We start from the raw sequence: 12885 nt of genomic DNA, 5'->3' as shown, positions 1-12885 counted from the left end.
ATTGATTCAAAAAATATGATGCCACAAAGATACGATAAATATAAAATAAAAGCCATTTTGCTTTTCTCAATTATTATTTGTTTATTTGCAATGCGATTTATTTACTATTCAACACTTTTAAAGCACGTGGAAGATAAGGCCGATTTTGATTTTCTTTTTAAAGAGTACTATCCTCAACTTTATTATTACGCATTTCATTTGATTAATAATATGGAGGCTAGTAAGGATATTGTCAGCGACGCCTTCGAATTTATTTGGGCCAATTATGCTAAAATAGATAAAGCCACAGCTAAATCTTATCTATATGTCTACGTTCGCAACAAAAGCATTGATTTCCTGCGGCATCAGAATACACACGAACAATACGTACAAATCTATTCCGAACTGACCAAAAGTTATGTTGAGACGGAGTATCAGGAGCAGGATGAAAGAATGATGCATATCAGTAAGGCGATGGAAAAACTGACTCCACATACCAGGCATATTTTAGAAGAATGTTATATTCAACGCAAAAAATATCAGGAAGTGGCAGAGGAATTAAATATTAGTGTCAGTGCAGTCAGGAAGCATATTGTGAAAGCATTACAGGTGATACGTGAAGAATGTGCAAAAAAATCATAAAGCAGGTGTCTTTATTTTATGATTAAACGTAATATAAATAAGTATGATACAGTCGAACAGTGATGAATAAAGATATTGACAATATAGATAGTACAGATAAATCTGTAGAGAAGGCACTCGACATTATGGAGAGCTCTTCAGAAATAAACGTCGAACAACTGCAGGAAATGCTTAAAGATGAAGAAACCCTGCAGGCTTGTCGCGACATCATGGATAGCAGCCTCTTCCTACAACAAAAAAGTGGAATGGAACTACCCAATATAGAGATGGAGCTAGAACGATTCAAGAAAAAACAATACACGGCAAGAATGCGTTCCAACTTCTGGAAAGTAAGTATGGGAATAGCCGCCATGATTGCCGTTCTATTTGGAACTTACTATCTTATCAATACCCTGACGACCCCTGCCCTGGAACCAATCACAGTATTTACTGCTGATGCTGCCCCTCAACATATCACTCTGCAAAAAGATAACGGAGAAAAGATTGTATTAGACGAACCGCAATCAAACAATCAAACCTTACCACAGAAAATGATCTCAAAGTCCGAAAAGAAAGAATTGGATTACAGGCAAGTCATTTCAACGACCACTCAAACACATGTACTCACTGTTCCACGCGGTGAAAGTTTCAAGGTAGTGTTATGTGACGGCACGGAGGTCTGGCTCAATGCCAATAGTAACTTTGTCTATCCAACGGCCTTTATTGGCGACGAACGTATCGTCACTTTAGAAGGTGAGGCTTATTTTAAAGTGGCCAAAGATCCGGAGCGACCTTTTATCGTAAAAACCAAAACTGTACAAACCCGCGTTCTCGGTACTGAATTTAATATACGCAGCTATACTCCTGAAGATACTCATGTAGTGCTTATTAATGGAAAAGTAGAAGTCAGCAATACCAAAGGAGGATCATATACCAGACTATATCCGGGAGAAGATGCACATCTGCAATCTGATGGCAACTTTATCCTGGCAGAAGTAGATCTAGACTCCTATGTTTATTGGAAAGACGGCTATTTCTACTTTGACAATGTCACATTGAAAGATATTATGCAAAATTTGGGACGTTGGTACAATGTAAACATAGAGTTCAGAAACAAAGAAGCGATGGAGTATAAAATGCACTTTATATCCGATCGTACCAAAGACCTGGAACATACGATCTCATTACTTAATAGAATGAAAAAAGTGACAGTCACCTTGCAAGGCAATACGCTTACTGTAGACTAGATTTTTATTGCATAAGTATAACTAATCTATGCAAAATACAACAAAATATCACTTTTATTAAAAAATAAATCGCAAAAGGGGTATCCATTTTTTCTTCTCATACGCACTAGTTATATAAACATGTTCAAATAGTGTTATTAAAGACAAACGTATGAGAAATAATTGGAACCTACTTATTGTGTGTTTTCTATGCGTATTATGTTTCCGACCCTACCAAGTAAATGCTCAGGTGCAATCGCAAAAGAAAATCACGATTGAAATTAGCAACGAACGGTTGCCGTCCGTACTAAAACGTTTAGAAAAACTATCCGGATATAAGATCCTGTTTACGTATGACGATGTCAAGAAATTCACCGTTTCTGGCTCCGTCAAGGATAAGAGTATAGAGCAGACTCTCGATATAATCTTAGCCAATAAGCCACTGGAATATCATATTGAAGACCAATTTATCACAATTACTATCAAAGGTCCTTCCAAACAGGCGAAAGTATTCAATGTGAAAGGAGTGGTTATTTCCGGTGATGACGGACAGCCGCTCATTGGTGCAACCGTTGTCATCAAAGGAAGTAAGTCCGGTGTATTAACGGATATAGATGGAAAATTCTCGATAGAAAATGTATCCAATAAATCCCTGTTACAATTTTCCTATATAGGAATGAAACCGCAGGACCTGACTCCTGCTCCAAATATGAATGTTACATTAATGCCTGATGTACAAACATTATCTGAAGTAGTAGTAACAGGTATGCAGAAAATGGACAAACGTCTGTTTACAGGAGCAACCAAACAATTGTCCGCAGATGAGGTCAAACTAGATGGTTTGCCTGATATCAGCCGGGGACTTGAAGGACGTGCTGCAGGCGTATCTGTACAAAATGTTTCCGGCACATTTGGTACCGCCCCAAAAATCCGGGTACGTGGTGCTACATCTATTTTCGGTAGTTCAAAGCCACTATGGGTGGTAGATGGAGTCATCATGGAAGATGCTATCGACGTAGGTCCGGATGACTTATCCTCAGGAGATGCCGAAACATTGATTAGTTCAGCTATTGCCGGATTGAATTCAGATGATATTGAAAGCTTTCAAATATTGAAAGACGGATCAGCAACCTCTATCTACGGTGCGCGAGCCATGGCAGGGGTTATTGTAGTAACCACCAAAAAGGGAAAAGCCGGTGTCAGCAAAATCAGCTATACCGGTGAATTTACAACTCGTATGATTCCCAGTTATAAAGAATTCAATATCATGAATTCACAGGAACAAATGGGAATCTATAAAGAAATGGAACAAAAAGGATGGCTCAACAATAGCGATACTTACCGTGCAAAAGATAGCGGAGTGTATGGACGTATGTATCAGTTAATCAATCAATACAATCCGGTTACAGGACAATTCGGACTTGCCAACACTCCGGAAGCACGTAACGCTTACCTGCGTGAAGCGGAAATGAGAAATACCGACTGGTTTGATACTTTATTTTCCAACAATATCACACAAAATCATTCTGTCAGTATCACTTCCGGAACAGAAAAATCTTCATTCTATGCTTCATTAAGTGCCATGTCAGACCCGGGGTGGTACAAGCAAAGTGAAGTAAAACGCTATACAGCTAATTTAAATACAACATATAATATATATAAGAATTTATCTATAAATTTAATATCCAGTGCTTCCTACCGTAAGCAGAAAGCGCCCGGAACACTAAGTTCTGAAGTGAATGCAGCTAGTGGAGAAGTCACCCGTCAATTTGACATCAATCCATATTCGTATGCACTAAACACATCACGCGCATTGGATCCGGCAGTCAACTATACAGCTAACTACGCACCATTCAATATCCTTCATGAATTGGATAACAATTATATGGACTTAAACGTAGTTGACGTTAAATTCCAAGGAGAAGTAAAATGGAAAGCACTTCCAGAATTAGAGCTTAGCGCATTAGGAGCAGTCAGATATCAAGCTTCTTCGCAAGAACATAATATTAAAGACCACTCGAATCAGGCAACAGCATATCGCACAGGAATGGATGACGCCACTATTCGTGACAACAATAATTTACTCTACACCAACCCCGACAATCCTTATGCTTTACCCATCAGCATACTGCCGGAAGGCGGTATTTACCAGCGTAAGGACTATCGCATGCTGGGAGTAGACTTTCGTGCCACAGCATCCTGGAATCATTTATTTGCAGAAAAGCATATAACCAATCTTTTCGCTGGTATGGAGGTGAATGATTTAAAACGCATGCAGAATTATTTTCAAGGATGGGGAATGCAATATACAATGGGCGAAATTCCATCGTACGTATATGAATTTTTCAAGAAAGGTATTGAGTCCGGTGAAAATTATTATGGATTAAACCATACCACAACAAGGAGTGTAGCAGGTTTTGCCAATGCAACCTATTCGTATGATGGCCGTTATACAGTAAACGGAACATTCCGCTATGAAGGCACCAACCGCATGGGAAAAAGCCGTTCTTCCCGCTGGTTACCTACATGGAATATTTCAGGAGCATGGAATGTACATGAAGAAAATTTCTTCGAAACACTCAGCTCCGTGCTGTCACATTTGACATTCAAAGCATCCTACTCTTTAACTGCCGACAGAGGTCCGGAATATGTAACAAATTCACATGCCATAATCACCAGCTATTCACCATTTCGCCCTTTCACCAGCGGACAGGAAACCGGACTTTATGTATCCGACCCCGAAAATAGCGAATTGACTTACGAAAAGAAGCATGAATTAAACATCGGTGCTGATATGGGATTCTTAGACAACCGGATCAATTTCTCAATCGACTGGTATAAACGCAACAACTATGACCTGATTGGTATAACTCCGACACAAGGAGTAGGTGGTTCTATTTATAAATATGCCAATATAGCCTCCATGAAGTCACATGGTATTGAATTCACCATCTCAAGCAAGAATATCCAATCGAAAGACTTCTCATGGAATACAGATTTCATCTTTTCCAAAGCAAAAAATGAAGTGACCGAGCTTAACGCCCGTTCCAGCGTGATGGATCTGGTTTCAGGCTACGGTTTTGCGCGTCAGGGCTACCCGGTGCGTGGTTTGTTCTCTATCCCATTTGTCGGCCTAAGTTCAAATGGTATCCCAATGTATAATATCAATGGAAAAATAACCAGTACTGATATTGATTTCCAAACACGTGACAATATAGACTATCTAAAATATGAAGGTCCCACTGATCCTACTATAACAGGTAGCTTTGGTAATATCTTCACCTATAAAGCATTCAAACTAAATGTATTTATCACCTATTCATTTGGTAATGTAGTACGTTTAAATCCGTGCTTCAATTATCAATACAGTGACTTATCCTCTATGCCCCGTGAATTCAAAAATCGCTGGACAGTTCCGGGTGATGAGAAGCATACCAATATCCCTGCCATCATTTCCAAACGTCAATATGAAGATAATAAAGATTTGATGTATGCATATAATGCCTATAATTACTCTACAGAACGAATTGCCAAAGGAGACTTTATTCGTATGAAAGAAATTTCCTTGTCCTATGATTTTCCAAAATCATGGATTACATCAGCAAAGATATCCAATTTATCTTTGAAACTTCAGGCTACTAATTTATTCCTAATCTACGCAGATAAAAAGCTAAACGGACAGGACCCGGAATTCTTCAATACCGGTGGAGTTGCCTCCCCTGTACCCCGTCAGTTCACATTAACTCTTAGATTAGGATTTTAACCATTCAGATAATTATAAAAATGATGAAATATAAAAACGTATTATATACAGCAGTCATTTCAACCTTATGCCTGGGAATAACCTCCTGTAGTGATTTTTTGGATGAAATGCCGGACAACCGAACTGAACTAACTACCGAAGAGAGCATTACCAAAGTATTGGTATCTGCATACCCAATGACCACCAACTGTCACATAGGCGAATTCTACAGTGACAACATTGATGAAAATAGTAAAGCATACAGCTATCTTTTCCGGTTAAACGAGCACTTGTATCGCTGGCAGCAAACCACTGAAGAGAATCAAGACTCACCTCATGCCTTATGGAATGATTGTTATAACTCGATTGCATCGGCCAACCAAGCCCTGGCAGCCATCAAGCAAATGGGAAACCCTCAATCATTGTCAGCCCAAAGAGGTGAAGCTCTAATATGTCGCGCATATAATCATTTCGTACTAGCTACCACATTCTGCAAAGCGTATGGTACAAATGCAGATAAAGACCTAGGTATACCTTACATAAAGGAACCGGAAACATCTGTAAATCCACAATACTCACGCGGAACTGTTGCTGAAGTCTATCAAAATATCGCAGCCGATTTAGAAGAAGGATTGCCTCTAATCGACGACAATATTTACTCACGAGTGAAATATCATTTTAATAAAAAGGCTGCCTATGCATTTGCTGCCCGCTTTTATCTATATTACACACAGCCGGATTTTTCTAACTGCCAGAAGGTTATCAATTATGCCAATATAGTACTCGGCACGAATGCTTCCCAATATTTACGTGACTGGGCTGCATTAGGAGCTTTATCTCCCAACAAGAACATACAGCCGAACGCTTATGTAGATGCAGATAATCGGGCAAATCTACTGGTAATATCAGCAGCTTCATATTGGCCATTGGTTTCCGATCCGGGTTATGCCAACTGTGAAAGATACTGCATGAATAATATTACTGCCTCGGAAAGTTGTAAATCCGAAGGTCCATGGGGAGACCAGTCAAGCTACCACCAAATCCCATTTGCGCCTGGTGGCTCTATCAAGAACGGATTCCGCCGTTTAGTCATCTATCAGCAGTTCACATCAGGCAACAGCTGGGTCGGTTATATGCTGTATCCTGCTTTCACTACCGATGAAGCATTACTTTGCCGGGCTGAAGCTTACACATTACTAAAACGTTACGACGAAGCTGCAGCCGATATAGACGCCTGGCAGAAAGCCTTTACGAAAAATACACAAACCTTGTCCAAAGAGACAATCAATGATTTTTATGCTCAATTAAAATATTACACACCGGAAGCCCCGACGGTAAAAAAGGAATTGCATCCGGATTTTATAATAGAAAAAGGAATGCAAGAGAATCTGATACACTGTATTCTACATGCGAGACGCCTGTTAACTTTAGAAGAGGGACTTAGATGGCAAGATATAAAGCGCTATGGCATTGTAATCTACCGCCGCTATTATGAAGGTTATACCTTGGTGAATATCACCGACAAGATGGACACGAATGACCCCAGACGTGCAATTCAGCTACCGGCCAGTGTCATTACGGCAGGTATGCAACCAAATCCAAGAAATGACTAACTAACTTAAGGAGGGAAAAATATGAAGAAATACATCATATATAGTTTAATCATAACATTAACCTGCGGACTGGGAGCTTGCAACAACGACGAGGGCGTGGACAAAGCAAACAGCATCTTCTCTACAGAAGAAGTAGAACGCAGCCCATTCGACAACTGGATATTGGGTAATTACACCCATCCGTACAACATTGCATTGAAATATCGCATGGAAGATAACGAGAGCGATATGACACATGTATTAGCTCCTGCCGACTATAAAAAATCCGTAGTACTGGCTAAAATTATCAAACATGTATGGCTGGAAGCATACGATGAAGCGACCGGTAATCCGGACTTCTTACGTCAATACATCCCCAAGACCATTCACTTTATCGGCTCTCCTGCCTATGAAGACAATGGCACCATGGTATTGGGAACGGCAGAAGGTGGTATGAAAATTACATTATACAATGTAAATGACATCAATCCTGATAAAATAGATATCAATCTGCTAAACGAATACTATTTCCAGACAATGCATCATGAGTTCGCCCACATCCTGCATCAAACCAAAAACTATGATCCGGCATTTGATCGTATCACAGAAAATGCCTATATCGGCAGCGACTGGTATATGGTGGGAGCTAACCGCAATGCATGGCAACAAGGATTTGTCACTTCCTACGCAATGAGTGAATCACGTGAAGATTTTGTGGAAAACATCGCAGTGTATGTCACAAATACCAAAGACTACTGGAATAACATGCTGCAGAATGCCGGTGAAAACGGCCGTGCACTCATAAAGCAAAAATTCGAAATAGTCTATAGTTACATGGAACAAACCTGGGGAATCAATCTGGACGAATTACGCGACATCGTTCTACGCCGCCAAGATGATATAGCAAACGGCAATGTAGACTTAAGTATTATTGAATAAACTATGAAAATTATGAAGAAATATCTATCAATATACACACTTCTGGCATTGACTTGCATTGTATTACAATCTTGTCTTTTCTCTGAAGAAGAAATATTCGACGAATCATCCGCCAACAGAGCTACAGCCGATGTAATAAAATGTCAGGAGATTCTTAAAGATGTTCCGAACGGATGGAAACTGGAATATTACATAGGAAGCAACTATTCTGCAGGTGCAGTCACCCTACTAATGAAATTTGATGGAAAACAGGTAGAAATGGCGTCGGAAGCAGGAGCAGAAGGTTACAAGCCGGGTACCATAATAACCTCCCTGTATCAAGTTAAATCGGAACAAAGCACTATGCTCACTTTCGACTCATACAACCAGCTGATCCACATGTTTTCAGGTCCTTTAGGCCTGAACATGAACGTGGGAGGAGATTATGAGTTTATTATCATGAGCGCAACTCCCGACAAGGTTATTCTACAAGGAAAAAAATATAAAAATATAATGGAAATGACGCCTATGCCCAAAGATATACCATGGCGTATCCAGCTTGAGGATATCATTAACATCGAGAAAGATGCTTTTCTGAATACATATCGCATGGAGAAAGGGGGCCAAGTACTGAACTACTTTATACGTGACAATGGCACAATGTCTACATTCTCCGTTTACAGTACCGATTATAGCAGTGCAGAAAGTTTACCATATATTTATACAGAAAAAGGGCTGAAGTTACAGTCTCCATATAATGTCAACGGAGTTGAAGTCCAGCACTTCAAATGGGATAAAAAGTTCAGGCTATTTGTTTGTACCGATGCAGATGCAACGGATATTGTATTAAAAGAGTATTATCCCGAAAACTATCTGCAATATGAAGACTATATCGGTACCTACACTGCAACGGTTGACGATTACGATGAAGGTCCAACTTCACAATCTGTAACCATCACTCCTAAAGTCAGAGGAGAAAGTTATACTCTGAAAAGTATTGGCGGATTCAACTTCACTCTTCTGTATGACAAAGCCAGCGGAAAACTGATCTTAGATTCACAAAGTATAAGTCCGGTTTCTTCATCGTCTTACTACTTTGCGTGTGCGGCAGGTGTAGAAGGATATGCTCACACAGAATTAAGTTTGCCTTCACGCTTACGCAGCGGATTAGTAAATGTTACGGTGAAAATCAATCCTTTCACTTTCTACTTCGCGGATAAAGCAAGCCAAGAAAATACGTCATTGATAATCTGGGCTTATTCATCCGATGAATATTCAACTTCAGGACTAATGGGTTACTGGAGTTGGTATAACTCAATCTTAATGGAAAAAGAAAACGAAGGTAATTAATACAATTATGAGAAAGCTTTTTAATATATTCTTATTTGTACTTTGCACCATAGCAATAGCGGGATGCAATGATACGGAAAGCAGCGAATCCAGGTTAGAGATCAAAGCTGTAAATACTAATTTCCAAGCGACTGGAGGAAAAGGCTACATACAACTTCAGGCAACAGGCAATATAACAGCAGATGTTAATGCCGACTGGTGTGTGCTGAAAGAAGTAAACCCCAATGAAGTAGTATTCGAAGTAAAAGAAAACACCGGATACTCTGGTAGAAATGCTTTATTGACAATCAGTAACGGAGTAGAAAAAAAGGCGTTCAATATCAATCAATCCGGAGCTGTTTTCATCTTCGGTAAAGACGAGTGGATGCTCCGCACCGACAATAAAGCAGCTACGCTACCTATAAAATTACAAAGTTCTTTCGATTATACAATAGACATACCCGCAGAAGCTCAAGAATGGTTGTCATTTGAACAGAATGCGAAGGGAATAAATTTCAAGGTAAAAGAAAATACCTCCGGAAAAATGAGAGGAGCTATTGTCAATGTGGCAGCAAAAGACAGATCGGCTTCTTATCAGGTAATACAATATGATGTTGACGAACTTACCGGAACATGGCAAGGCATGTTTTCAGACGGGCAAATGAATTACGGCTTGAAAGATGTCATCATTGAAAAACAGGAAGACGGAACATACCTGCTTTCAAACATTCTAACCGGATTGCCTTACAAACTGAAAGCAAAAGCCATAGACAATTGCCTGGCTTTTGGGGCCGGTCAAAACCTAGGAGTCTTCGAGGACAATTTATATCTCTCATTCGAAATTCTTAGCTCTGACCTATATTATGTAAAAGATCCTTCTGTAACAATCTCATTAGGCCCCGTAATGTTAACAGACGGAACATTCGTTTTCGCTTTTTCCGGAATAAAAGAGAGTGATCCTTTCGGTTTTGTTTTCCGGGTATATGAAGATGCAAAACTACAGAAGGTTATAGACAATCTGTCCATTTTTATTAATTGTATTCTATTTAAAGAAGACATAATCCAATAACATATGAAAAAGATACTATTAACTAGCTTTATCGTGGCATTAGGATTACTTGGTGCAAGCTGTAAAGATGACAACAGCACCGCAGGCGGAGGAGGAGAAATACTTCCAGACCAACAGGTAAGCTGTGAGATATTTATGCCGACTAACGGAGAAACCGTTATAATATCAGACAAACTGATTATCAGAGGAGAAGGAACGACTAACTATGGTAAAATTATCTCCGCTGAACTTAAAGTAGGAGGAGAAGTTATTACCGACATAAGTTCGGTTCCATTCTATTATGAATATACTTTCCCCAAGGAAGCTGAACCAGGAGAGTTGAAAATTGAATTAGCAGTCAAAGGAGATCATGAAGGCAGTGCTTTGGCAACTATTACTGTCACAACAGAACTCGGTGACAGGCCTGCACCACCTCAATATGGAGAAGACCTCACAGATACACGTGATGGAAATGTATACAAGACGATACAACTTGCAGAACAAATCTGGATGGCAGAGAATTTACGTTATTTACCGGAACAGAATTTTGATATATCTTCAACAGCGCCCAAATATTATGTTATGTTCGACAGTGATATCAAAACAGACTTGGGAAAAGCTTATTTAAAAGCTTATGGAGCCTACTATAACTTACCTGCAGCACTTCAAGGTGAAACAGCATTAGGAGAAGATGAAACACGGAATATAAAAGGTGTTTGTCCTGACGGATGGCATATTCCTTCACAAAAAGAATGGCAGACATTATCTAAATATGTTTTAGACTCCGGCATGGCCGCTATCATGAATGATGGTCAGGTAGACGAAACAGCAATAGCAAAAGCTTTAGCTTCAACAACAATGTGGATGCTGCCGGAATATACAGAAATAGAACCTCAACCAACTTGGGTTGGCGTAGAAATGGAAAAGAATAATGCAACCTTATTCAACGGTCTACCCATCGGATTCCGTGCATGTGCAGGTGACGAAGACTGGATGCATTCCTGCTACAGTGCCGGCTGGTGGAGTTCGACAGCTGGAGTACAAATGGGACCTGAATTCGGTATCACCGTACGTTTATGGTCAGACCTCCACACATTTGTAACCAATGCAGAATTCAATCCGGGAGTAGGTCTTCCTGTCCGTTGCATCAAAGATTAACGATTATATTATTACTCACTAAATATAAATACATTTATGAAAAAATTTGGATTCTTTTTATTCGCAGTCTTAGGACTAATTGCTTGTGGTGACGACAACAATGATCCCGCTCCAGAACAACATGTAACATGCTCCATATCTGCACCTGCTGAAGGAGCTACGGTAAACATTGCAGAAAAAATGACAATCAAAGGAGAAGCTACGATTGACTTTGGTGAAATCTCAAACGTCACATTAAAAGTAGGAGGCAAAGCTATATCAGAAGTTACCGCAGTGCCTTTTAGCTATGATTATACATTTGAAGCTAACCAAACCGAAGGAGCATTAAAAATTGAATTAACTGTCAAAGGTGATCAAGGAACAATGGCTACAAGCGAAGTTAACATCACTCTGACAAAGCCGGAACCCACTCCTGAACCAGGTGAAGGAGAAATGGTTGATTCACGTGACAACCATGTATACAAAACCGTAGAAATCGGTGAGCAGACATGGATGGCTGAAAATCTAGCTTATTTACCTAAAGTAAATAAACCTGCTGCTGCCGCTACTTGCGAAGGAGAACCTCTTTATTTCGTTTATGACTACGATGGTGAAGATGTAAATGCCGCAAAAAATACTGAAACATACAAAACATATGGAGTTCTATATAATTGGTATGCTGCAATGAATAAAGAAAATGAAGAAGGGAAGGACGCAGATGCTGTACCAAGTGGAGTACAAGGAATCTGTCCAAGTGGATGGCACCTACCTAGTAAAGCAGAGTGGAAAATATTAGAAAATTTTGTAGCTGAACAATTACCCCCTGTTGAAGGAGATGTATGGGAAGATGATTTTGGAGACAAACACTCTGATCCAAATTGCAAGAATGTTTGGTCAGCATTAGCAGGTCTTGAAGGATGGAGTGCTTCCGGAAACTCCGACATGAACCCTGACTTGGCAAATGGACCTCGTAATACTTACGGACTTACAATTATTCCTTCCGGGCAATGCTATCAAACAGGAAGCTTTGGCTGGTCAGAAAGTGGTGCTGACTTCTGGACCACAGAAATGCAAAGCCAAGGAGCAGGAAATATTACTTTTAGTAATAATAGCTATGGAATAACTTATTCTAAATATGGAATAACCCCCAAACGTGGTTTTCCTATACGCTGTATAAAAGACTAATTTAATAATATAAATCTCTCTTAAGTATACATAGAGGTGTGTCGGGATGACATGCCTCTTTTTCTGTTTATAAATAATCAAGCAATATTTCTCTATCGACTTAATACT

The 12885-nt window shown here is 39.6% G+C and carries 9 protein-coding genes; all 9 read left to right on the top strand.

The annotated features are described in order from the left end of the window. Positions 1 to 18 precede the first annotated feature (18 nt). A complete protein-coding gene (locus tag KSX81_RS12540; RefSeq protein WP_004302699.1) occupies positions 19 to 621 on the top strand; it encodes an RNA polymerase sigma-70 factor in 603 nt (200 codons plus the stop codon). A gap of 62 nt (positions 622 to 683) precedes the next feature. After that, positions 684 to 1847 (top strand): FecR family protein, encoded by a 1164-nt coding sequence (locus KSX81_RS12535; protein ID WP_004322945.1) that lies wholly within the window; start codon positions 684 to 686, stop codon positions 1845 to 1847. A 151-nt stretch (positions 1848 to 1998) separates the two neighbouring features. Continuing rightward, entirely contained in the window at positions 1999 to 5589 is a 3591-nt protein-coding gene (locus KSX81_RS12530; RefSeq protein ID WP_004298545.1) for a SusC/RagA family TonB-linked outer membrane protein, read from the top strand. Positions 5590 to 5612: 23 nt separating this feature from the next. Then, positions 5613 to 7181 carry a RagB/SusD family nutrient uptake outer membrane protein gene (locus KSX81_RS12525; RefSeq protein WP_118418259.1) on the top strand — a complete coding sequence of 523 codons (1569 nt, stop codon included), beginning with the start codon at positions 5613 to 5615 and terminating at the stop codon, positions 7179 to 7181. A 21-nt stretch (positions 7182 to 7202) separates the two neighbouring features. Beyond that, positions 7203 to 8099: a putative zinc-binding metallopeptidase gene (locus KSX81_RS12520; protein ID WP_004322942.1), complete on the top strand. Its 897-nt coding sequence runs from the start codon at positions 7203 to 7205 to the stop codon at positions 8097 to 8099. Between the two features lie 12 nt (positions 8100 to 8111). Further along, the gene (locus KSX81_RS12515; RefSeq protein WP_149963854.1) at positions 8112 to 9428 is read left to right on the top strand and encodes a DUF4302 domain-containing protein; all 1317 of its coding nucleotides are present in this window, start codon (positions 8112 to 8114) and stop codon (positions 9426 to 9428) included. A 7-nt stretch (positions 9429 to 9435) separates the two neighbouring features. Beyond that, complete coding sequence (locus tag KSX81_RS12510) at positions 9436 to 10476, top strand: BACON domain-containing protein (RefSeq protein ID WP_004322939.1); 1041 nt, start codon at positions 9436 to 9438, stop codon at positions 10474 to 10476. 3 nt (positions 10477 to 10479) lie between these two features. Then, positions 10480 to 11613 carry a fibrobacter succinogenes major paralogous domain-containing protein gene (locus KSX81_RS12505; protein ID WP_004298550.1) on the top strand — a complete coding sequence of 378 codons (1134 nt, stop codon included), beginning with the start codon at positions 10480 to 10482 and terminating at the stop codon, positions 11611 to 11613. Positions 11614 to 11649: 36 nt separating this feature from the next. Further along, positions 11650 to 12777, top strand: coding sequence for an FISUMP domain-containing protein (locus tag KSX81_RS12500; protein ID WP_004322938.1), 1128 nt, complete (start codon positions 11650 to 11652; stop codon positions 12775 to 12777). Positions 12778 to 12885: the final 108 nt, after the last annotated feature.

Origin of the sequence: Bacteroides sp. MSK.18.37 (assembly GCF_019129155.2) — a bacterium.
Lineage (GTDB): Bacteria > Bacteroidota > Bacteroidia > Bacteroidales > Bacteroidaceae > Bacteroides > Bacteroides ovatus.
The sequence above is the reverse complement of the archived record's forward strand: the minus strand, read 5'-3'. Positions and strand labels throughout refer to the sequence as shown.